The organism is Enterobacter sp. HG048 (assembly GCF_024702055.1).
Taxonomy (GTDB): Bacteria; Pseudomonadota; Gammaproteobacteria; order Enterobacterales; family Enterobacteriaceae; genus Enterobacter; species Enterobacter dykesii.
Genome location: NZ_JANLIZ010000001.1, coordinates 604,364 through 625,187, shown reverse-complemented (window position 1 = coordinate 625,187; position 20,824 = coordinate 604,364). Strand labels below are relative to the sequence as shown.

Annotated in this window: 23 protein-coding genes; 11 read left to right on the top strand and 12 right to left on the bottom strand. The window is 54.5% G+C overall.

What is annotated here, in order from left to right; all coding sequences use genetic code 11:
• Position 1: 1 nt before the first annotated feature.
• A complete protein-coding gene (thrS, locus tag NUX24_RS03070) occupies positions 2–1,930 on the bottom strand; it encodes a threonine--tRNA ligase (RefSeq protein WP_008500657.1) in 1,929 nt (642 codons plus the stop codon).
• A gap of 142 nt (positions 1,931–2,072) precedes the next feature.
• On the opposite strand from thrS, the gene yncL reads away from it, so the two are divergent.
• Together yncL and yniD are read left to right on the top strand one after the other, a co-directional pair.
• Entirely contained in the window at positions 2,073–2,345 is a 273-nt protein-coding gene (gene yncL / locus NUX24_RS21820) for a stress response membrane protein YncL (RefSeq protein ID WP_081957703.1), read from the top strand.
• A 98-nt stretch (positions 2,346–2,443) separates the two neighbouring features.
• The gene (gene yniD / locus NUX24_RS03060) at positions 2,444–2,551 is read left to right on the top strand and encodes a small membrane protein YniD (protein ID WP_257829830.1); all 108 of its coding nucleotides are present in this window, start codon (positions 2,444–2,446) and stop codon (positions 2,549–2,551) included.
• Between the two features lie 80 nt (positions 2,552–2,631).
• On the opposite strand, the gene NUX24_RS03055 is transcribed toward yniD, so the two are convergent.
• Positions 2,632–3,390, bottom strand: coding sequence for a YdiY family protein (locus NUX24_RS03055; RefSeq protein ID WP_029740435.1), 759 nt, complete (start codon positions 3,388–3,390; stop codon positions 2,632–2,634).
• Positions 3,391–3,685: 295 nt separating this feature from the next.
• Here NUX24_RS03055 and pfkB point away from each other — a divergent pair, with 295 nt between their 5' ends.
• The 3 genes from pfkB (at position 3,686) to NUX24_RS03040 (ending at position 5,894) form a co-directional block, all read left to right on the top strand.
• Positions 3,686–4,531 (top strand): 6-phosphofructokinase II, encoded by an 846-nt coding sequence (pfkB, locus tag NUX24_RS03050; protein ID WP_257829995.1) that lies wholly within the window; start codon positions 3,686–3,688, stop codon positions 4,529–4,531.
• Between the two features lie 106 nt (positions 4,532–4,637).
• Positions 4,638–4,928 (top strand): type V toxin-antitoxin system endoribonuclease antitoxin GhoS, encoded by a 291-nt coding sequence (ghoS, locus tag NUX24_RS03045; protein WP_047648044.1) that lies wholly within the window; start codon positions 4,638–4,640, stop codon positions 4,926–4,928.
• A 105-nt stretch (positions 4,929–5,033) separates the two neighbouring features.
• Positions 5,034–5,894, top strand: a complete 861-nt coding sequence (locus tag NUX24_RS03040; RefSeq protein ID WP_047651955.1) for a fructosamine kinase family protein — start codon at positions 5,034–5,036, stop codon at positions 5,892–5,894.
• A gap of 36 nt (positions 5,895–5,930) precedes the next feature.
• On the opposite strand, the gene NUX24_RS03035 is transcribed toward NUX24_RS03040, so the two are convergent.
• A complete protein-coding gene (locus NUX24_RS03035) occupies positions 5,931–6,467 on the bottom strand; it encodes a YniB family protein (RefSeq protein WP_047651954.1) in 537 nt (178 codons plus the stop codon).
• Positions 6,468–6,615: 148 nt separating this feature from the next.
• Here NUX24_RS03035 and hxpB point away from each other — a divergent pair, with 148 nt between their 5' ends.
• The 3 genes from hxpB to NUX24_RS03020 all read left to right on the top strand — a co-directional run bounded on the left by hxpB (position 6,616) and on the right by NUX24_RS03020 (position 9,498).
• On the top strand, positions 6,616–7,287 hold the full coding sequence (hxpB, locus tag NUX24_RS03030; RefSeq protein ID WP_047651953.1) for a hexitol phosphatase HxpB: 672 nt from the start codon (positions 6,616–6,618) through the stop codon (positions 7,285–7,287).
• A gap of 101 nt (positions 7,288–7,388) precedes the next feature.
• The gene (locus tag NUX24_RS03025; protein WP_014883483.1) at positions 7,389–7,979 is read left to right on the top strand and encodes a metal-dependent hydrolase; all 591 of its coding nucleotides are present in this window, start codon (positions 7,389–7,391) and stop codon (positions 7,977–7,979) included.
• A gap of 127 nt (positions 7,980–8,106) precedes the next feature.
• On the top strand, positions 8,107–9,498 hold the full coding sequence (locus NUX24_RS03020) for an L-cystine transporter (protein WP_029740442.1): 1,392 nt from the start codon (positions 8,107–8,109) through the stop codon (positions 9,496–9,498).
• A gap of 47 nt (positions 9,499–9,545) precedes the next feature.
• Here the strand turns inward: NUX24_RS03020 and cedA are convergent, their stop codons facing one another.
• Positions 9,546–9,902 carry a cell division activator CedA gene (gene cedA / locus NUX24_RS03015; protein WP_257829993.1) on the bottom strand — a complete coding sequence of 119 codons (357 nt, stop codon included), beginning with the start codon at positions 9,900–9,902 and terminating at the stop codon, positions 9,546–9,548.
• Positions 9,903–9,988: 86 nt separating this feature from the next.
• Here cedA and katE point away from each other — a divergent pair, with 86 nt between their 5' ends.
• Positions 9,989–12,238, top strand: coding sequence for a catalase HPII (gene katE, locus NUX24_RS03010; RefSeq protein ID WP_047651950.1), 2,250 nt, complete (start codon positions 9,989–9,991; stop codon positions 12,236–12,238).
• Positions 12,239–12,293: 55 nt separating this feature from the next.
• On the opposite strand, the gene chbG is transcribed toward katE, so the two are convergent.
• The 7 genes from chbG to osmE form a co-directional block, all read right to left on the bottom strand.
• Positions 12,294–13,043 carry a chitin disaccharide deacetylase gene (gene chbG, locus NUX24_RS03005; RefSeq protein WP_047651949.1) on the bottom strand — a complete coding sequence of 250 codons (750 nt, stop codon included), beginning with the start codon at positions 13,041–13,043 and terminating at the stop codon, positions 12,294–12,296.
• An 11-nt stretch (positions 13,044–13,054) separates the two neighbouring features.
• On the bottom strand, positions 13,055–14,410 hold the full coding sequence (locus NUX24_RS03000; RefSeq protein WP_257829822.1) for a 6-phospho-beta-glucosidase: 1,356 nt from the start codon (positions 14,408–14,410) through the stop codon (positions 13,055–13,057).
• A 109-nt stretch (positions 14,411–14,519) separates the two neighbouring features.
• Positions 14,520–15,362, bottom strand: a complete 843-nt coding sequence (gene chbR, locus NUX24_RS02995) for a transcriptional regulator ChbR (protein WP_071789366.1) — start codon at positions 15,360–15,362, stop codon at positions 14,520–14,522.
• Between the two features lie 5 nt (positions 15,363–15,367).
• On the bottom strand, positions 15,368–15,715 hold the full coding sequence (gene chbA / locus NUX24_RS02990) for a PTS N,N'-diacetylchitobiose transporter subunit IIA (RefSeq protein WP_023311284.1): 348 nt from the start codon (positions 15,713–15,715) through the stop codon (positions 15,368–15,370).
• Positions 15,716–15,762: 47 nt separating this feature from the next.
• Positions 15,763–17,121 carry a PTS N,N'-diacetylchitobiose transporter subunit IIC gene (chbC, locus tag NUX24_RS02985; RefSeq protein WP_257829821.1) on the bottom strand — a complete coding sequence of 453 codons (1,359 nt, stop codon included), beginning with the start codon at positions 17,119–17,121 and terminating at the stop codon, positions 15,763–15,765.
• 79 nt (positions 17,122–17,200) lie between these two features.
• On the bottom strand, positions 17,201–17,518 hold the full coding sequence (gene chbB / locus NUX24_RS02980; RefSeq protein ID WP_008500676.1) for a PTS N,N'-diacetylchitobiose transporter subunit IIB: 318 nt from the start codon (positions 17,516–17,518) through the stop codon (positions 17,201–17,203).
• A 281-nt stretch (positions 17,519–17,799) separates the two neighbouring features.
• Positions 17,800–18,144 (bottom strand): osmotically-inducible lipoprotein OsmE, encoded by a 345-nt coding sequence (osmE, locus tag NUX24_RS02975; RefSeq protein WP_010430142.1) that lies wholly within the window; start codon positions 18,142–18,144, stop codon positions 17,800–17,802.
• 232 nt (positions 18,145–18,376) lie between these two features.
• On the opposite strand from osmE, the gene nadE reads away from it, so the two are divergent.
• Positions 18,377–19,201, top strand: coding sequence for an ammonia-dependent NAD(+) synthetase (gene nadE / locus NUX24_RS02970; protein ID WP_047651945.1), 825 nt, complete (start codon positions 18,377–18,379; stop codon positions 19,199–19,201).
• Positions 19,202–19,315: 114 nt separating this feature from the next.
• Positions 19,316–20,194: an excinuclease Cho gene (gene cho / locus NUX24_RS02965; protein WP_121931787.1), complete on the top strand. Its 879-nt coding sequence runs from the start codon at positions 19,316–19,318 to the stop codon at positions 20,192–20,194.
• Here the strand turns inward: cho and ves are convergent.
• Positions 20,172–20,729: an environmental stress-induced protein Ves gene (ves, locus tag NUX24_RS02960; protein ID WP_126328306.1), complete on the bottom strand. Its 558-nt coding sequence runs from the start codon at positions 20,727–20,729 to the stop codon at positions 20,172–20,174. The two genes, cho and ves, sit on opposite strands and share 23 nt — an antisense overlap.
• Positions 20,730–20,824 lie beyond the last annotated feature (95 nt).

Here is a 20,824-nt window from a genome sequence, read left to right as displayed (position 1 = left end):
CTTATTCCTCCAGTTGTTGAAGACTGCGGCTGCGAATCTCTTGTTGCAGCTTCTCAATCACTTCACTTACGTCCAGGCTGCCCAGGTCTTTACCACGGCGGGTGCGAACGGCAACTTTGCCTGCTTCCACCTCTTTATCACCACAGACCAACATATACGGGACACGACGTAAAGTGTGCTCGCGGATTTTAAAGCCAATCTTCTCATTTCTCAAGTCTGCTTTTACGCGAATGCCCGCATTTTGTAGTTTCTGCGTCAATTCTTTAACGTAATCCGCCTGAGAATCGGTAATGTTCATCACCACGACCTGCACTGGCGCAAGCCAGGTTGGGAAGAAGCCGGCGAACTCTTCGGTTAGGATGCCGATGAAGCGCTCCAGAGAACCGAGAATTGCACGGTGAATCATTACCGGTACCTGACGCTCGTTGTCTTCGCCAACATAAGAGGCGCTTAAACGCTGCGGCAGGGAGAAGTCCAGCTGTACAGTACCGCACTGCCATGCGCGATCGAGGCAGTCATACAGGGTAAATTCAATTTTCGGACCGTAGAATGCGCCCTCGCCCAGCTGGTATTCGAACGGAATGCCGTTCTCTTCCAGCGCCACGGCGAGATCCGCTTCTGCGCGATCCCATGTCTCATCGCTACCGATACGTTTTTCCGGACGCGTTGAGAGTTTGACCACGATCTTCTCGAAGCCAAAGGTGCTGTACATATCGTAGACCATACGAATACAGGCGTTAACTTCGTCACGGACCTGATCTTCAGTACAGAAAATATGCGCATCATCCTGCGTAAAGCCACGAACACGCATCAGACCGTGCAGCGCACCTGATGGTTCGTTACGGTGGCAGCTACCGAACTCCGCCATACGCAGCGGCAGGTCGCGGTAGGATTTCAGACCCTGGTTGAAGATCTGAACGTGGCCCGGGCAGTTCATTGGCTTGATGCAGTATTCACGGTTCTCAGACGAGGTGGTGAACATCGCATCTTTGTAGTTGTCCCAGTGGCCGGTTTTTTCCCACAGCACACGGTCCATCATGAACGGGCCTTTCACTTCCTGATACTGGTACTCTTTCAGCTTGGAGCGTACGAAAGTTTCCAGTTCACGGAAGATGGTCCAGCCGTCGTTATGCCAGAATACCATGCCCGGCGCTTCTTCCTGCATGTGGTACAGGTCAAGCTGCTTACCGATTTTACGGTGGTCACGCTTCGCCGCCTCTTCCAGACGCAGCAGGTATGCGTTCAGGGCTTTTTTATCAGCCCACGCGGTACCATAGATACGCTGCAACATCTTGTTGTTGCTGTCGCCACGCCAGTAGGCGCCTGCGATCTTCATCAGCTTAAAGTGATGACAGAAACGCATGTTCGGCACGTGCGGTCCACGGCACATGTCGACGTATTCTTCGTGATGGTACAAGCCAGGCTTGTCATCATGCGAAATGTTTTCGTCAAGAATAGAGACCTTGTAGCTCTCGCCGCGCTTCACGAAGGTTTCACGCGCTTCGTGCCAGCTGACTTTCTTCTTGATGACGTCATAGTTTGTTTCGGCGAGCTCGTGCATGCGTTTTTCGAGCGCGTCGATATCTTCCTGAGTCAGGGTGTGGTCAAGGTCAACGTCGTAGTAGAAACCGTTATCGATAACCGGACCGATCGCCATTTTGGTGTTTGGCCACAGCTGTTTGATGGCATGGCCTAACAGGTGCGCGCAGGAGTGACGAATGATCTCCAGACCTTCTTCGTCTTTCGCGGTGATGATTGCAAGCGTCGCATCGTTTTCGATCAGATCGGAGGCGTCCACCAGCTCACCGTTAACGCGGCCAGCGATAGTCGCTTTCGCGAGGCCAGGACCAATGTCCAGGGCAACATCCATTGGGCTAACAGCACGGTCGAAATGGCGTTGGCTGCCATCAGGAAGAGTAATTACAGGCATTTTATATCCTTATTTGCAGTGATGCCCCACACATAAGAGCATATACAAAGAAAATAATCGTGATTTGACAATAGATTACGACACCATCTGACCAACAATCGTCAAATTGGTTCGTCATCATTCACCTGCCGAATTCAGATTAATGTGGATTTACGGCAAGCGACGTAATGTTAACACTAACGGCAAGGAGATTGCACCCTCTGCGGCCAGATTGATGGGCTGGCACTTTCGCACGAATTTGCAGGTTGCTTCTCCCCTGCGCTCGCATTTCGAAGATGCTGGGCTACTCTTGAACAGGTCTTTAAACCCAAAGGTGCATACCATGAACGTATCCAGTAGAACGGTTGTGATATTGAACATCCTTTCCGCCACAGGTTTATTGTTGATTCTCGCCGAGCGATTCCACTGGTTCTGAGCCGAACCCTACGCTGGCATAACCCAATCGAACCTGAGAAGGGGCATTTTTCGGCCCTGTTTGGTAGACTGGGAATATCAACCAACAAGGATTAGGTTATGCCAACTAAACGATTTGCCGCAAAACACTGGAAAATGGTGCTGGCGCTGATTGCCATCTGCGGCGCAATGCTGCTACTCCGTTGGGCGGCAATGATTTGGGGCTAGGGGCGAAGACAAGTCATCAGAAGGGACGTCAAAAGACCGCAGACAATAAACGGGCCGACATTATCATCGGCCCGCTTTTATTACATTCTATAACCCAGTGAAACCGTGGTTCTGCGGTCGGTATGATCCGGCGCAGATTCTGGTGGTGAAGAGTTCCAGGTCACGTTGTAGGCGACTTTCAGGCCAAAGTGTTCGTTGATAGCCACGTTCAGCGCCGTCTCAGAGTTCAGCGTCGTATCGTCGGCACCAAATACAGAAACACCCTGGGTAAATTTGGTGTTGTCAGTCATCTGCCAGGCATAGGTACCGGAAGCGTAACCGAGCGGTTGGGTTTTGGTATCGCCATTGGTGTACTCGTCATAACGCACACCCGGACCGAATTCAAAACGGAGGCTGTGTACCGGACCGTTCAGGAACTGGCGACCATAACCGGCGGTGAACACGTCGCGCTGGCGATAACCGTTGTAACGGTCGGTTAACCAGCTAGCCTGACCAAACAGGTAGTCATAGTCGGTCATGTTGTAACGGCTACGTCCGCCTACCGCATACTTCTCGGAAGAACGTTCGTCGTTAGCGGAAGTGTTGCTGGCATTACCCCAAAGAGACCAGGCGGTGGTGTTGCCGTACCAGGTGAGCGTACTGTCCGCCGTCAGAGAAGAGCTTTTCGTGTTACCGGATTGTGCCAGGTACCCGGCGTTCAGGTTACCTTCAAACGGTTTTTTCGCGGTGGAAGGATCGTCCATGACAGTAAAAACGGTATCATCAGCGGTCGCGTTCATAGCCGCAAACACGCCACCCGCCAGCATCAGTGCAGCGGGCACTGTCTTTAAAAGCTTCATTTTATTAAGGAGTCCGTACAACAAAAAAAGAGACCACACGGTCCCGGAATCTTTCTTGAGGATCAATGACAAGGCGTCCAGAGAAAGGTAACAAATTATAAAAAGCCGCAAATAACATAGCAATGTTTTCTTATTTCATTTTTTGAATAAGAACGATCTCAAAAAGCGTTTTATTTTATATATCCCCCGCTTCACTTTTCGTCAGTATTCATATTTAAAATCATACTGTTATTTACATTGCCTTCCTGACAAATGGTGCCAGGCTAATAAGAACCCATGCTAAAAGGAGGTAATGATGGTTTCTATTTATACTCTGACGCTCTCCCCTTCCCTGGATTCCGCCACCCTGACGTCGCAGATTTACCCGGAAGGTAAATTGCGCTGTAGCGCCCCGGTCTTTGAGCCCGGCGGCGGTGGGATCAACGTGGCGCGCGCCATTACACATCTCGGCGGCAAAGCCACTGCCATTTTCCCTGCAGGCGGTGCTACCGGTGAACACCTGGTCTCTCTGCTGGCCGATGAACAGGTGGCCGTTGAAACCGTTGAGGCCAAAGACTGGACGCGGCAAAACCTGCATGTTCACGTGGAATCGAGCGGCGAGCAGTACCGTTTTGTCATGCCGGGCGCGAAGCTCAGCGATGACGAGTTTCGTCAGCTTGAAGAGAAAGTGTTGACGATAGAAAGCGGCGCGCTGCTGGTGGTAAGCGGCAGCCTGCCGCCCGGCGTCAGCACGGAAAAATTGACGGCGCTGATTCAGGCGGCACAGCAGCGCGGCATCCGCTGCATTGTCGACAGCAGCGGCGAGGCCCTGCAGGCGGCCCTGGTGCCGGGCAATCTGGAGCTGGTGCGCAGCGGCAAAGCGCGGCGCGTAGTCGTCTCCCTTGGCCCTCAGGGGGCGCTGGCAGTCGATGAATCGTCGTCCGTTCAGGTTGTCCCACCGCCGATGAAGAGCCAAAGCACGGTTGGCGCGGGCGATAGCATGGTGGGTGCGATGACGCTAAAACTGGCGCAGGGCGCGTCTCTGCTCGAAATGACCCGCTACGGCGTGGCGGCGGGTAGTGCCGCCACCATCAACCAGGGCACGCGTCTCTGTTCGCTTGCCGATACGCAAAAAATCGTCGATTACCTGTCCCGAAATTAACGCCTTTTCCCCTTCGTCTTTACGGAGGGGAATGTCCTCTCTGAGTCGCCAAACGCAAACTATCGACTATGCTAAGAAAACTTCCATGATAACAATGAGGTGAATTATGAGCAGTGGTGACATCACACGCTACGTCGTGACCATCAACCTTCATGAAGCATCGCTGACAGAGCTAAATGAGCTCAACAATGCCTTCACCCGAGCTAATTTTCTCCTCACGCTGACGGATGACGAGGGCAATATTCATGATTTAGGCACCCTGGCATTTGGACTGATTGGCGCCCTGAGCCAGGAAGAGGTTCATGCGCTGGCCGCCAGTCTGGTGGAGAGCGTGACCGACAAGCCTGCCGAAATTGACGTGGATACCTGGGAGAGCTGGCGGAAAAAAGAACAATAAGTGCGCTGTATGAATTTAAACCGCTCAGGTGTGCGTTAGTTCGTATTTTTTAACCGCAGTTATGCGCTAACTTTATGATCTGGCAGACAACATGGGAGAGACAGCATGTGGCAGGCTATCAGTCATCTTTTACGTGAGCAGCTGGGTGAAGGTGAAATTGAACTGCGTAACGAACTGCCAGGCGGTGAGATCCACGCCGCGTGGCATTTACGCTACGCAGGGCGCGATCTTTTCGTTAAGTGCGATGAGCGAGAGCTGCTTCCAATATTTACCGCCGAAGCCGACCAGCTGGAGCTGTTGTCGCGCAGTAAAACGGTCACTGCCCCGCAGGTTCTGGCCGTGGGGAGCGATCGTGACTACAGCTTCCTGGTGATGGAATATCTCCCCGCCCGCCCACTGGATGCCCATAATGCGTTCATTCTCGGCCAACAGCTAGCGCGCCTGCATCAATGGAGCGACCAGCCGCAGTTTGGTCTCGACTTTGACAACGATCTCTCCACCACGCCACAGCCCAATGCCTGGCAGCGTCGCTGGTCGACGTTTTTTGCCGAGCAGCGCATTGGCTGGCAGCTTGAGCTGGCCGCCGAGAAAGGGCTGGAGTTTGGCAATATCGACGCCATCGTCGAGCACGTCCAGCAGCGTCTGGCATCCCACCAGCCTCAGGCGTCGCTGCTTCACGGCGATTTGTGGTCCAATAACTGCGCGCTGGGTCCCAACGGCCCGTACATCTTTGACCCGGCCTGCTACTGGGGTGACAGAGAGTGCGATCTTGCCATGCTGCCGCTTCATCCGGAGCAGCCGCCGCAAATATACGACGGATACCAGTCTGTTTCCCCCCTGCCGCCCGGCTTTCTCGACCGCCAGCCGGTGTATCAGCTTTATACGCTGATGAACCGTGCCATTCTTTTTGGCGGAGAACACATTGTTAACGCGCAGCGGGCACTCGAGCGTATGCTTGCCGCCTGAGAAGAGAAAGGGTGGCCTTGCCGCCACCCCTATCGCTTACAGAAAACCGAGCAGTGAGAAGAAGAAGTATCCCGCCACAATGATAATCACGGGAAGGATATAGAGCGGGAAAATTTGCAGGAAAATGGTGTGACGCGGCACAACAATGCGGGATTCAATCTGCTCCCGGCTCATGCCTTCCGGGCCCTTGGCCTGCTCCAGAATCAACTGATCCTCAACGCCTTCGCGTAAAAAGCGCGTCTGGCGACTCATTCTCGCGCCAGAGGCCTGCAGTGCCAGCGCGACAAAGATCAAGGCATATATCACCCAAAAACCGATATTCAGCTGTTGATGAAAATTCGGGGTCGGTGAGTTAAACCAGAAGACATTCAAAAATGGCGTATTAAAACGCATCATCTCAATCATGACATGAGCGAAATCAAGCATTACCGCATTGATACCCGGCTGTTTTTCGCTGTGGTCGTACATAAATTTGAGTACAGAAATCAGCGTAGAAATGACGGCAGGAATAAAAATCACCCAGCCAGCAATACGTTTTAAGACCGCAATGCGTCCAGCTTGTTGATACGTCATCAGTTCCTCTTCATAAAGACGCGTTATTTGTGCCTAAGTCTACCTGCTGGTCATCAATTTCGCCCGCTCTTTAAAAGCAATATGCTAAATTGCAGATTGTGCTTAGCACGTATCGTCTGTCGAACACCCTGGATAAGGAGACGTTGTGATGTCGACACCGCGCAAAATTCTTGCCGCAATTTTTGACATGGATGGATTGCTGATCGATTCCGAACCGCTGTGGGATCGCGCCGAACTGGATGTAATGGCCAGCCTGGGCGTGGATATCAGCCGCCGTAATGAACTTCCCGATACCCTGGGTCTGCGCATCGATATGGTGGTTGACCTGTGGTTTGCCCAACAGCCGTGGGTAGGCCCCAATCGCGAGGAGGTGACCGCACGCATTATCAGCCGCGCCATTTCTCTGGTGGAAGAGAACAGGCCGCTGCTGCCCGGCGTACGCGAGGCAGTCGCGCTGTGTAAAGCCCAGGGGCTGAAGGTTGGCCTGGCCTCGGCTTCACCGCTGCATATGCTTGAAAAAGTGCTCACGATGTTTGAACTGCGCGACAGTTTCGACGCGCTGGCGTCCGCCGAAAAATTGCCTTACAGCAAGCCGCACCCGCAGGTCTATCTGGACTGTGCCGCAAAGCTTGGCCTGGATCCCCTCAACTGCGTTGCGCTGGAAGATTCCGTTAACGGTATGGTGGCGTCGAAGGCTGCGCGGATGCGCTCCATTGTGGTGCCCGCTGAAGAAGGCCGTCACGATCCCCGGTTTGCTCTTGCCGACGTGAAGCTTAATTCACTGACAGAACTCACGGCGTATCATCTGCAGGGCGGTTAACGCCCTCCTCTGGTTTGTGACAAACAGTTACACCGTCACCTCTTCCGCCTACTGTATAAAAACCCTATACTGTATGAATTGACAGTTTTGTGGGTTTTATCATGACGGCGGAAGGCCACCTGCTTTTTTCTATTGCGTGCGCGGTATTTGCCAAAAACGCTGAACTCACCCCCGTGCTGGCACAGGGCGACTGGTGGCATATTGTCCCTTCCGCCGTATTGACCTGTCTGCTGCCCGACATTGACCACCCTAAATCCTTTCTCGGACAACGCCTGAAGTGGGTGTCTAAACCCATCGCCCGCGCGTTCGGCCACCGGGGGTTTACGCACAGCCTGCTGGCCGTGTTTGGCCTGCTGACGCTTTTCTATTTAAAAGTGCCCGAAAGCTGGATAGTCCCCGCCGATGCCATCCAGGGGATGGTGCTGGGCTATTTAAGCCATATTCTCGCCGATATGCTGACGCCTGCGGGCGTGCCGCTGCTTTGGCCCTGCCGCTGGCGTTTCCGTTTTCCCATCCTCGCACCGCAGAAAGGCAACCAGCTTGAGCGCGTATTGTGCATGGCGCTGTTTGCTTACGCCGTCTGGATGCCGCAAACATTGCCCGAAAACAGTGCAGTTCGCTGGTCATCCCAGATGATTAATTCGCTGCAATTTCAGTTTAATCGCTTTATTCATCACCAGATTGAACAGTAAACCGACAAAATTATCCCATTTGTCATAACCCATTCCATTTGGATATAAGCGCTACATCACACTTCTGCTAACCTTCCGCCAACAGGATCGGTAAAAACCGATCCAATAATAAATCAGGAGAACGGGGATGAATTTTCCACTCATCGCGAACGTCGTTGTGTTCGTTGTATTGCTATTGCTTCTCGCGCAGGCGCGCCACAAACAGTGGAGCCTGGCGAAAAAAGTGCTGGTTGGTCTGGCCATGGGTGTCGTATTTGGTCTGGCATTACAGGCAATTTATGGCTCCGATAATCCAGTTCTGAAAGACTCTATTCAGTGGTTCAACATCGTCGGTAACGGCTATGTTCAGCTGCTGCAGATGATCGTTATGCCGCTGGTGTTCGCCTCTATTCTGAGCGCCGTGGCCCGCCTGCATAACGCCACGCAGCTGGGAAAAATCAGTTTCCTGACCATCGGTACGCTGCTGTTCACCACGCTGATTGCCGCGCTGGTGGGTGTGCTGGTCACCAACCTGTTTGGCCTGACCGCAGAAGGCCTGGTTCAGGGTACCGCTGAAACGGCGCGTCTTACCGCGATTCAAACCAACTACGTTGGTAAAGTGGCTGACCTGACCGTGCCGCAGATGGTGCTCTCCTTCATTCCGAAGAACCCGTTTGCTGACCTGACCGGTGCGAGCCCAACCTCGATCATCAGCGTAGTTATCTTCGCCGCGTTCCTGGGCGTAGCGGCGCTGAAGCTGCTGAAAGACGACGCGCCTAAAGGTGAACGCGTGCTGACCGCGATTGACACCCTGCAAAGCTGGGTGATGAAGCTGGTTCGTCTGGTCATGCAGCTCACCCCTTACGGCGTGCTGGCGCTGATGACCAAAGTGGTTGCCGGCTCTAACCTGCAGGACATCATTAAGCTGGGCAGCTTCGTTGTCGCCTCTTATCTGGGCCTGGGCATCATGTTCGTGGTGCACGGCATCCTGCTGGGCGTGAACGGCGTCAGCCCGCTGAAATACTTCCGTAAAGTCTGGCCGGTACTGACCTTTGCCTTCACCAGCCGTTCCAGCGCCGCGTCTATTCCGCTGAACGTTGAAGCGCAGACCCGTCGTCTGGGCGTGCCTGAATCCATCGCCAGCTTCTCTGCCTCCTTTGGTGCCACCATTGGTCAGAACGGCTGTGCGGGACTCTACCCGGCGATGCTGGCGGTGATGGTTGCCCCAACGGTTGGGATCAACCCGCTGGATCCGGTCTGGATCGCCACGCTGGTCGGAATTGTTACCATAAGCTCCGCAGGCGTTGCGGGCGTTGGCGGCGGCGCAACCTTTGCTGCGCTGATTGTTCTGCCTGCGCTGGGTCTGCCGGTGACGCTGGTCGCCCTGCTGATCTCCGTTGAGCCGCTGATCGACATGGGCCGTACCGCGCTGAACGTGAGCGGCTCCATGACCGCCGGTACGCTGACCAGCCAGTGGCTGAAGCAGACCGACAAAGCGATTCTGGAAAGTGAAGACGACGCCGAGCTGGCGCACCGTTAACCACTTTGAAATAAAAAAACCGCCTGATGGCGGTTTTTTTATGGCTGTTATTCTTCAACCTCTTCATCCTGGCGGATCTGCATCGCCCACCGCTGCGCCGATTCCGGCACCGTAAACGTGGGTGAACGACGGAAGTGTTCGCCGATCAGCACGAAGGCCACATATTTCCCCCGCAGCTGCCAGACATCGCGAAAGCCCTCCACTTTCAGGGCATGGTCAGGCGGCGCGGGCTCAACGCGGGGCACATAGCTAATAACCTGGCGGTTTTGTTGACGAAGAGGTTTCATAAGCGACTGGTTCACTAAAGCAAATTCTTGAAGCAGGAAAATTCTATGATAGCCGATCCTGCTGCCTTCCGTCGCGCCCCGAGTGGACGAGAAGGCTCCTTTCTTCAATGACGGCATGTGAAAACTCTTAGTTCGCGAGCCATCCCGCGACATTGTTCTATCCTTAATAGGGTTTTTAGCAATGGATAAAGGAGAAGCGTGCAATGTCGAACAAAGATAAAACACATCAATCACCGATTCATGGCACTGAAGAATCTCAACCGGGTATGGACTCTCTCGCCCCTGCTGACGGCTCTCACCGCCCCTCCCCTGGCCCTTCCGCACCGGGCGAACAGCCTACCGCACCGGGAAGCATGAAATCGCCGGACACGGGAAACGAGAAGCTGAAATCGCTTGAGCCACACCGTAAAGGCGGCGAAGGTTTTGCGCTCACCACCAATCAGGGCGTACGCATTGCTGACGATCAGAACTCCCTTCGCGCAGGCGCGCGCGGGCCAACCCTGCTGGAAGACTTTATCCTGCGGGAAAAAATCACCCATTTTGACCACGAGCGGATACCGGAACGCATCGTCCACGCGCGCGGCTCGGCTGCGCACGGCTACTTCCAGCCCTACAAGAGCCTGAAAGACATCACCAAAGCGGACTTCCTCTCCGACCCGGACAAAATCACTCCGGTATTTGTGCGCTTCTCCACCGTGCAGGGCGGCGCAGGGTCGGCGGACACGGTTCGAGATATCCGCGGCTTTGCCACCAAGTTTTATACCGAAGAGGGTATTTTCGATCTGGTGGGCAATAACACCCCGGTGTTCTTCATTCAGGATGCGCATAAATTTCCTGACTTTGTCCATGCGGTAAAACCGGAGCCCCACTGGGCCATACCGCAGGGACAAAGTGCGCACGACACCTTCTGGGACTATGTCTCCCTGCAGCCTGAAACCTTACACAACGTGATGTGGGCGATGTCAGACCGCGGCATTCCACGCAGCTACCGCACCATGGAAGGGTTTGGCATCCACACCTTCCGGATGATCAACGCCGAGGGGAAAGCCACGTTTGTGCGCTTTCACTGGAAGCCGGTAGCGGGCAAAGCCTCGCTGGTGTGGGACGAGGCGCAGAAGCTGACCGGACGCGATCCGGACTTCCATCGCCGCGAGCTGTGGGAGTCCATTGAAGCGGGCGACTTCCCGGAATACGAACTGGGTCTGCAGCTCATTCCGGAAGAGGACGAATTTAGGTTCGATTTCGACCTGCTTGACCCGACGAAGCTGATCCCGGAAGAGCTGGTGCCGGTTCAACTGGTGGGCAAAATGGTGCTCAACCGTAACCCGGATAACTTCTTTGCCGAAAACGAGCAGGCCGCGTTCCACCCAGGGCATATCGTGCCGGGGCTGGACTTCACCAACGATCCGCTCCTGCAGGGTCGCTTGTTCTCGTATACCGATACGCAGATCAGCCGTCTTGGCGGGCCGAACTTCCACGAAATCCCGATTAACCGCCCAACCTGCCCGTACCACAATTTCCAGCGCGACGGGATGCACCGTCAGGATATTGATACCAACCCGGCGAACTATGAGCCGAACTCCATCAACGATAACTGGCCGCGCGAAACGCCTCCGGCGCCGAAACGCGGTGGATTCGAATCGTACCAGGAGCGTATCGACGGCAACAAAATTCGCGAGCGCAGCCCGTCGTTCGGCGAGTATTACGCCCACCCTCGCCTGTTCTGGAACAGCCAGACGCCGATTGAGCAACAGCACATTATCGGCGGCTTCAGCTTTGAGCTGAGCAAAGTGGTGCGCACCTACATCCGCGAGCGGGTGGTCGATCAGCTGGCGCGCATTGATATTCAGCTCGCCCAGAGCGTTGCGGATAACCTGGGCATTACGCTGACCGACGAACAGCGCAACCTTGCCCCGCCGAAAGAGGTTAACGGCGTCAAGAAAGATCCGTCGCTGAGCCTGTATGCCGTGCCGGGTGGCTCGATTAAAGGCCGCGTGGTCGCCATTCTGCTGAACGACAAAACCCGCGCCAGCGACGTGCTGGGGATTATGCAGGCGCTGAAGACCCAGGGCGTGCATGCGAAACTGCTTTATTCCCGCATGGGGGAAGTGACCGCCGATGACGGCTCCGTGCTGCCGGTGGCGGCAACCTTTGCCGGGGCGCCATCGCTGACCGTCGATGCGGTGATTGTGCCGTGCGGGGATATAGACAGCCTGCTGACCAACGGTGACGCCGTCTATTATCTGCTTGAGGCCTACAAGCACCTGAAACCGATCGCGCTGTCCGGCGACGCGCGACGGTTTAAGGCGCAGCTGAAGGTGGCCGATCAGGGTGAGGACGGCATTGTCGAGGGCGATAACGTTGACGATGCCTTTATGACGAAGCTGTTTGATTTGCTCGCCGCGCACCGCGTCTGGTCGCGCAGCAGTAAGATCGATCAGATTCCGGCGTAAAAAAAGCCGGGTGGCGCTTGCGCTTACCCGGCCTACATTTCTACTTGCTTTGTCTTTAAAGATTCCCGAACGTCCCCAACCGATACCCACGCTCGGCAATCGCATACTTCAGCGATGCCGACGTCAGCACGTCCAGCTCCGCCAGGCGCGGCCAGCAGTAGGCGCTCTTACGCACGGTATTATCGACAAAAGCAGGATGCGCCATGACTTCCAGCGACCGTTCCCCCCGCGCGGCGGAATCATCCAGCACCTTCAGGAACAGCGCTTCGTCGATCTCGTCGCCGTAAAATGCGCTGCTGAACCCCTCAGTGGTGGTCGCGGCGCAGTCAGGCACGCCGCGCGCCTCCCGATCCACGCGCATCGCCACCCCTTTACGCTGTGCAAACTCAGCGACAATGGGGAAAATAGCCGGGATCATATGCACGTGGTGATGGCTGTCGATGTGCGTCGGCGCCTTACCAAACGCGTCAACAAAGCGGTTGAACTGACGCTCCAGCTCGCGGGCAATCTCTTCGAGCGGCAGAGCGCCCTGCTCCGCCAGTTCCCAAATCCATTTGCCCAGCTGGCCGTCGCGCGTCAGGCCCGGCATTGGCGAAAGCGGCATCCCGAGCGTCAGCACAAAATGCATGCCGACGCCCAGCTCCGGCACCTCGCTGCTCAGCTGCGCCGCGTGTTCAACCGCCTCACCATTCACCAGTGCCGTGGTCGAGGTCACAACACCCCGGCGACAGGCTTCAATAATGCCGTAGTTCTGACCTTTCGAGAGGCCAAAATCATCAGCATTAACGATCAGCAGGTTTTCCATTGTGCTTCCTCTTATTGCTGTTTGAACTTCAGCTTCTCGATGGTGGCGGCAAAGTTCGGCAACCATTTTTCATGCGCCAGGATCATCTCGCTGGCCAGCTTCTCCGCGTCCCGGTCGGAATGCACCAGCGGGCTGAGGTTCAGGGCCAGCAGCACGTCATTGAGCTCGCCGCTCAGCGCCGCGTTGCTTGCCGCCACTTCAAAGCCTTTGATGGTGTGGATCAGGCCCATGACCTTATCATCGAAGTGGGTGATGCGTGGATGCGGTTTAGCGCCATCGCGTCCCAGGATGCAGGTCATCTCAACGGCCCAGTCCGCCGGGATATTGTCGATATGGCCGTGGTGCGGCACGTTGACATAGTGTTCCGCCTGCTTGTCGTTGTAGATAGCATTAATCACTTCACACGCCGCATCGGAGTAGTAGGCCCCGCCGCGCTGCTCCAGCTCTTTCGGTTTGACGTTCAGGTTCGGATCTTTATACAAATCGAACAGCTGCTTCTCAACCTTCTGAACGATCTGCGCGCGCGCGCCGCCCTTATAATACTCGCCCATTTCGATGGCCAGCATCTCTTTCTGCTTGAAGTAGTAAAGCAGGTACGAGCACGGCAGCAGGTTCAGCGAGCGGATCAGCCCTTCGCTGAACGGCAGGTCAAAGATGTTTTTCACCGATGCCGCCGTCAGGCGACCGGAAGCCACGCCGTCCAGCAGTTCGGCAAAGCGCGATTTACCGTTCACGATAACGTCTTTAATGAACACCATGTGGTTCAGGCCGAACAGGTCGATGGAGAGATCGTCGCTGTCGTTCAGCGCCAGCACGTCGCGGATAAACATCTTCATACCAATCGGAATATTACAGACGCCGATAAAGCGTTTGAAGCCGGTATGGCGATAGACCGCCTCGGTCACCATCCCGGCCGGGTTGGTGAAGTTAATCACCCACGCGTTCGGGCAGATCTCCTGCACGTCTTTGACGATGTCGAAAATAACCGGGATGGTACGCAGGCCTTTGAACAGGCCCCCCGCGCCGTTAGTTTCCTGCCCGAGATAGCCATGGCTCAGCGGAATACGCTCGTCCAGCTCGCGCGCTTTCAGCTGGCCAACACGCAGCTGGGTGGTCACGAAGTCCGCATCTTTCAGCGCCAGACGGCGATCGAGAGTTTTATGCACGGTCAGAGGCACGCCCGCTTTCTCCACCATGCGCTTGCACAGGTCGAAAATAATATTCAGCTTTTCCTGACCTTCCTCCACGTCCACCAGCCATAATTCGCTGACCGGTAATTCATGATAACGTTTCAGGAAACCTTCCAGTAATTCCGGGGTATAGCTGCTGCCGCCACCAATGGTTACGACTTTTAATTTCTTCTGCATAATATCTCCCTTAGCGTATCAGGTTAATCGCCTGCAAGGTATAGCGTACTCTTCCCGCTATTTGGGCAAGCCATTAAAGCAATATTTGTGGCGGGTAATCCGCCGAAAGTTAATTAATTACCGTCAAATTCTTCCGGTAACTGTTCGGTGTAAATGAAGTCAATTTTTTAAAGGTCTTAATAAACAGGCTGGGACTGCTGTATCCTGACTCGTACGCAATATCGGTGACAGAGTAGTTGGTAATTTCCAGCTGTTTTTTGGCAAAGTTAATGCGGATTTCATTAATAATTTGCACGGGTGTTTTACGATAATAGCGCTGCGTCGCGCGAGTCAGATATTCCTGGGATTTTCCCGACAGTGACACCATGTTTTCCAGCGCATTTTCGCTGAACTGGCCTTTATCGTGCATCAGCTCAACGGTGCTGCGCAGCCACTGTGGAATATCATCCGTCACCTGCTGCTCCTCACGATGATGGCGCAGCCGGTTCATCACGTAGAAGGTCACCGTTTCAATAAACTCATCAAATTCATTGTCGCGGAAGTTAAGCGAGGCGATAACCGTTTCAATCCAGGTCATGAACTCGTTTTTGACCCGATAGACCTGGGAGGCCACAAAGCAGAACGGCACCAGCGGCAGATAGTGCTTCTCAAAGAAACGTCTGCTGACGCCCACGTTCAGAATGCGGGTGGCACCAAATTCATAAAAGCTCTGATGATAGGACCCCATTGGCAGGAAGACAAAATCTCCTCGCTCAAGCAGGACGCGCTTACCGTTGATCTCCTGGTAGTAGCGGCCGGTCAGAACAATCGTGAACTCGTAGTAGTCATGCTGGTGCAGACCACTGGCGCTCTCCGTCTTGTTGTAGATAACCACGTGAAAATTTTTGCCGTTAAACAGCTGCTGCTCAAGTGCGGTTTTAATTTCCATCGTGCTGACCTCCTGCTGCGAAATCCGACTCAGTGCATTTTCTCGTGAAGCTCGATGAGCTCCGCCACCAGCTCACGCGCCAGCATCGAGGTCATCAGGTGATCCTGCGCGTGGACCAGCACCAGGCTGACCTTCATCTTCCCTTCGCCCTGGTCGCCTTCAATCAGCTTTGTCTGCACCAGGTGCGCTTCGTTCAGCGCCGTGCGGGACTGGTCCATCATGGTTTTCGCCGCGGCGAAATCCCCCTGCTTGGCCTGCTTCAGTGCGGCATAAGCCAGGCTGCGGGCCTGTCCGGAGTTGATGATAAGCCCCATCACCACTTCTTCGAGATCGTTCTCGACGGCTTCGTCTGCGACAATACTATCCAAATCTAACATGTTTAAGCTCCTTGTGGCTGGCGCGGGCTTCCCCGCGCCGGTCAATCTTAGAATTTCAGTGAGAGGGCAATATCCTCTTCGCTCTCTTCTTCATCAATAATGGTGGCGGCTTTGTTGGCAATCGCTACGAACGGCATGTACACCAGGGTAGCAATCCCAAGGTTGAATATCGCCAGCAGGAAGGCCGCAACGCTGCCGTTGGTGTTGAAGAAGGCGCCCAGGCCCGCCGGCATGGTCCACGGCGCAATGTTGGTGACCGGTGGAATGATGCCCATGTAATACGCCGTCAGGGTGATCGCGGCCAGCAGCGGCTGAATCAGGATGAACGGAATGAACATTACCGGGTTCATGATGATTGGCAGACCGAACAGAATCGGTTCGTTAATCTGGAAGATGCCGGATGGCAGCGCTAGCTTCGCGACCTGACGATAGTCAGCACGACGAGAGACAATAAAGACCGCGATGATCAGACCCAAGGTCGCCCCGGTACCGCCCAGGAAGATATAGGAGTCAAGCATCGGCTTCGCCCACACATGGAAGGTTTTACCCGCTGCCAGCGCCGCGTCAACGGAGCCGTACTGCTGGTAAAGCGCAACGTTTTCCAGTGCCCAGGGGGTCATAATCCCGCTGTCCAGCGCGGCCAGTGCCAGTGAACCATGCACGCCAAAGAACCACAGCAGAGAGGTGAAAATCACATACGCCCAACCGACCACGCCCCCCATCGACGCCAGCGGCGTAGAGATAGAGTCCATGATGATCTGGTGGAAGTTTGTGCCCCAATGGGAGAGCGCCCAGGCGATAATCCCCATGATGGAAAGAATAATGAAGCCTGGAATCAACGCGGAAAATGAACGAGAAACGGAAGCCGGTACGCTATCCGGCAGGCGGATAACCCAGTTGCGACGAATAATAAAGGTGAACATTTCTGCCACCACCAGGCCGATAACAATACCGGAGATAATGTTGGCCCCGCCCAGCCAGTTGGCGCCAACGGCGTAGGCTTCGCCCACGCTGTACGGCGTGACGGTCATAAAGGCGGCAACCGATAATAACCCGGCAGCCAGCGGATCCACTTTACGCTCTTCTGCCAGCGCCATCCCAATAAAGAAAGGCGCCATCAGCGACATAATCCCTAACGTACCGTTATAGACGTTGCCGCCGATGGCTTTAAAACCATTAAGGGTTTCAATAGTGGATGCGTCTAACCGAATTCCTAATGAATAAAAGAAGGAACCTTCACCAAAGCTCAGAAAAACGTTGTTAATTAAAACGAACATGGCCCCGGCCAGCGTCAACGGCATTAATTTAATAAAGCCGTTTTTGATGGCATTAACGTGAGGCTGCTTTCCTATTTTAACAGCAAAAGGAAGGAGTACCTTTTCAAGTGAAGCGATGACTTTACTCATTGGAAAATACCCTTAAATGCCGTAACGCATGTTACGGCGTATTGTGTGTGAAATAACTCTTTGACGGGAAAAATAAAAATTAATTAGCCGCTTTTTTAATGGCTGCCACAGCAGCTTTAAGAACACCTAAACCATCAATCTTGCCGTACAGCCCCGAGTCGATCACTTCGACCGGTTTATTCGGTAACAGTCGTTGAATTTCGGGCAACATATAGGCAATTTGCGGCCCCAGTAAAACAACATCGGCTGTCTGGCCTTTTTCGCCCGCCAGCGTCTCTGGAAACGCTTCAATCACCACAGGGACTTCATACTTTTCAGCCTGCGCACGCATCTTTGACACCAGAAGCGACGTTGACATGCCCGCTGAGCAGAACAGGTAGATATGTTTCTTTTCCATCGTGATTTCCCTCTTGTATAACTACCTGCCATCGCGCTATCACTCGACTCGCTGTCCCGGCAGACAGGTAGCTTGCGTACTGTTGTTTATCGTTGGAGTGAGTATACGCAATGGTACAGACAGGGGATAATTCTGGATAGGCTCAAATTGTCTCTCATTGACCTGGCTTGTTGACTCCCTTCACATTTCGGGCAAATAATTCGCGCAAAGAAATAAGATTTTCTGATGCATAAAAAAACCGGCCCATGGGCCGGTTTGTTAACATCCTCAGGCAAGCAGGGTTACTGCGCCTTAGGTGCCTGTGGATCGGTGTCGTATTCAGCACAGGTCTGATAGCCGGAGTTGATCACATGACCGGTATCATCCAGGGCGACGAAGTAGGTTTCTGCCTTACCATCACGTTGACCCAGGATATAGGTCTGGCAGGTCCCTTTCGCATGAATCATGGTCACTTCAGAAGAAGGTTTACCGGCAATCGCAGCCACCTGCGAACGGGTCATCCCTTTTTTAACGTCTTTTACTACGGGCTGCGTAAACTGATCCTTAGTGCGATCGTAAGCCGTACACCCTGCCAGCATAGTCAGTACCGCCGCTGCGCTAAGAATTCCTGCTACGTTCTTGTTCATATTCCGTCCTCTTGTTTATCAGCGTGTTATCTAAGCATGGGATAAAAAGTACTATTGTTCAACTTTGTGAGTTACGCCAGACGAATTTCGGAAAATTCTAATAAAACAACGATAACCTGCTAAATCGGCGCAAATTAGCGCACTCGAAACTGTGATCCTTGTCGTTTCTCGCCCAAAGGGTTAGTTTTAACAGCTAACACATTCTGTTTATGTACTGCATATGGAGGGCGTGATGGCTCTGCAACAAGAGATTATTCAGGCACTGGGCGCGAAGCCTACGGTAGATGCACATGAAGAGATCCGCCGCAGCGTGGATTTTTTAAAATCGTACTTAAAAAAGAACGCTTTCCTGAAATCCCTGGTGCTGGGCATCAGCGGCGGGCAGGACTCTACCCTGACCGGTAAACTCTGCCAGATGGCGATTTCAGAGCTTCGCGAAGAGACGGGCGATGAGAAACTGCAGTTTATCGCCGTGCGTCTTCCTTATGGCGTACAGGCGGACGAGCAGGATTGCCAGGATGCCATTGCCTTCATTCAGCCTGACCGCGTGCTGACCGTGAATATTAAGGGTTCGGTGCTGGCAAGCGAGCAGGCGCTTCGCGAAGCGGGCATTGAGCTGAGCGATTTTGTCCGCGGCAACGAGAAAGCCCGCGAGCGCATGAAAGCGCAGTACAGCATCGCCGGGATGACCAAAGGCGTTGTCGTCGGCACCGACCATGCGGCAGAAGCGATCACCGGTTTCTTCACCAAATACGGCGACGGCGGCACCGACATTAACCCGATCTTCCGTCTCAACAAGCGTCAGGGTAAGCAGCTGCTGGCTGCGCTGGGGTGTCCTGAGCATCTGTATAAGAAAGCGCCGACAGCGGACCTTGAAGACGATCGCCCTTCCCTGCCGGATGAAGCGGCCCTTGGCGTCACCTATGACAACATCGATGATTATCTGGAAGGCAAAAAGCTGGATGAACGGACCGCGAAAATCATCGAGGGCTGGTATCTGAAAACCGAGCACAAGCGCCACACGCCTATTACGGTGTTTGACGACTTCTGGAAATAAACGCAAAACGGTAACCCGTTTTCTAGGCCGGGTAAGGCTTAGCCGCCACCCGGCTCTTTTTTAACCACCACACTCCTGCTACACTGTATGCCTGAACAGTATATGGAGCAGTATGTGAGCAGGCGTCAATCCGCCCCGCGTCTTGAGTTTGAAGCGGCGGCTATCTACGAATATCCCGAACACCTTCGCCCCTGGCTTGAGGCGCTGCCTAAACAGCCGGGCGTGTACATTTTTCACGGTGAAAGCGACACCCTGCCGCTCTATATCGGCAAGAGCGTTAACATTCGCAGTCGGGTGTTATCCCATCTCCGTACGCCGGACGAGGCCGCCATGCTGCGCCAGTCGCGACGCATTACCTGGTTCCAGACGGCGGGAGAAATGGGCGCGCTGCTGCTGGAGGCGCGGTTGATAAAAGAACAACAGCCGCTGTTCAACAAGCGCCTGCGCCGCAACCGTCAGCTCTGCTCCCTGCAGATAAACGATGGCAAACCGCAGGTCGTCTACGCGCGCGACGTCGATTTTTCTCATGCCCCGAATCTCTATGGGCTGTTCGCCAATAAACGCGCCGCGCTCCAGGCACTGCAGACGCTGGCGGACGATTTACAGCTTTGCTACAGCCTTTTAGGTCTTGAGGCAACCACCCGCGGACGCGCCTGTTTTCGGTCCGCGCTGAAGCGCTGCGCCGGAGCGTGCTGCGGGAAAGAGAGCGTTGAGGCGCATCACGCCCGGCTTCTCACCGGTCTGGCGGCCATCAGCGTGAACTGCTGGCCCTGGGAAAGCGCCGTTGCGCTAAAAGAAGTGGGTGAGGCAATGACCCAGTATCACATCGTCAACAACTGGCTCTGGCTGGGCGCTGTAGACGACATCAACGACGCGGCAACCCTGCTGCGCACGCCCGCCGGATTTGACCACGATGGCTACAAAATTCTCTGTAAACCGGTCCTGGCCGGAAAGTTTGAGATCATTGTGCTCAATGACCCGGCAGCCACGTGATTTCGCTGAACAATAAGGTGCCCTGAGCCTCCAGCAGGCGCAGCGTATGGGTACCCTCCTCCCAGCTGGCGCCCTGATCGGCCGTCAGCAATTTATCACCCAGCTGCCACGCCCCGCTTAGCACGAACACCACGCCCCCGCGTGAGCCAAAGGTGGTAAAGGTTCGGTCAGCAACGCGTACCTTCGCCTTGCAGCAGTCGCGCCGGGTCATGATGTTAAAGTCCATCGCCATCCGCCCATCGGACAGCAGCGCTTTCACCGGCAGATCGCCGGCAAAACTATAGGGCTGGTGGTGCTTCAAGGTATGGAAGAATGCCTGTCCCGCATCCAGCGTCACCTCTCCCCCTTCCAGTAAGGTAATCACCCGGTCAACACCGGGAAACGAGGAGAATTCGCCGTTGCTGGCAATCGTCGCGATACTGGCACGCCAGTGAAAATCGCGCGTCGCGGGAGGGAAGCAGCAAATCTCACGCGTTTCGCCAGCACCATTGCGCCAGAGGCTGACCGGCATCTTACGGATATCAAAGAACTCCATCACCACTCCTGAATGGCACAACCCGTGCCAGGGCAAGGATATCGCTATCGTTGCTGTCTTGTTTGTTATCGTTGGGTATTCACAGAAACAGTATC

Coding starts and splice junctions, on each gene's coding strand:
- thrS (WP_008500657.1), bottom strand. CDS start 1,930: ATGCCTGTAATTACTCTTCCTGATGGCAGCCAACGCCATTTCGACCGT.
- yncL (WP_081957703.1), top strand. CDS start 2,073: ATGTGGATTTACGGCAAGCGACGTAATGTTAACACTAACGGCAAGGAG.
- yniD (WP_257829830.1), top strand. CDS start 2,444: ATGCCAACTAAACGATTTGCCGCAAAACACTGGAAAATGGTGCTGGCG.
- NUX24_RS03055 (WP_029740435.1), bottom strand. CDS start 3,390: ATGAAGCTTTTAAAGACAGTGCCCGCTGCACTGATGCTGGCGGGTGGC.
- pfkB (WP_257829995.1), top strand. CDS start 3,686: ATGGTTTCTATTTATACTCTGACGCTCTCCCCTTCCCTGGATTCCGCC.
- ghoS (WP_047648044.1), top strand. CDS start 4,638: ATGAGCAGTGGTGACATCACACGCTACGTCGTGACCATCAACCTTCAT.
- NUX24_RS03040 (WP_047651955.1), top strand. CDS start 5,034: ATGTGGCAGGCTATCAGTCATCTTTTACGTGAGCAGCTGGGTGAAGGT.
- NUX24_RS03035 (WP_047651954.1), bottom strand. CDS start 6,467: ATGACGTATCAACAAGCTGGACGCATTGCGGTCTTAAAACGTATTGCT.
- hxpB (WP_047651953.1), top strand. CDS start 6,616: ATGTCGACACCGCGCAAAATTCTTGCCGCAATTTTTGACATGGATGGA.
- NUX24_RS03025 (WP_014883483.1), top strand. CDS start 7,389: ATGACGGCGGAAGGCCACCTGCTTTTTTCTATTGCGTGCGCGGTATTT.
- NUX24_RS03020 (WP_029740442.1), top strand. CDS start 8,107: ATGAATTTTCCACTCATCGCGAACGTCGTTGTGTTCGTTGTATTGCTA.
- cedA (WP_257829993.1), bottom strand. CDS start 9,902: ATGCCGTCATTGAAGAAAGGAGCCTTCTCGTCCACTCGGGGCGCGACG.
- katE (WP_047651950.1), top strand. CDS start 9,989: ATGTCGAACAAAGATAAAACACATCAATCACCGATTCATGGCACTGAA.
- chbG (WP_047651949.1), bottom strand. CDS start 13,043: ATGGAAAACCTGCTGATCGTTAATGCTGATGATTTTGGCCTCTCGAAA.
- NUX24_RS03000 (WP_257829822.1), bottom strand. CDS start 14,410: ATGCAGAAGAAATTAAAAGTCGTAACCATTGGTGGCGGCAGCAGCTAT.
- chbA (WP_023311284.1), bottom strand. CDS start 15,715: ATGTTAGATTTGGATAGTATTGTCGCAGACGAAGCCGTCGAGAACGAT.
- chbC (WP_257829821.1), bottom strand. CDS start 17,121: ATGAGTAAAGTCATCGCTTCACTTGAAAAGGTACTCCTTCCTTTTGCT.
- chbB (WP_008500676.1), bottom strand. CDS start 17,518: ATGGAAAAGAAACATATCTACCTGTTCTGCTCAGCGGGCATGTCAACG.
- osmE (WP_010430142.1), bottom strand. CDS start 18,144: ATGAACAAGAACGTAGCAGGAATTCTTAGCGCAGCGGCGGTACTGACT.
- nadE (WP_047651945.1), top strand. CDS start 18,377: ATGGCTCTGCAACAAGAGATTATTCAGGCACTGGGCGCGAAGCCTACG.
- ves (WP_126328306.1), bottom strand. CDS start 20,729: ATGGAGTTCTTTGATATCCGTAAGATGCCGGTCAGCCTCTGGCGCAAT.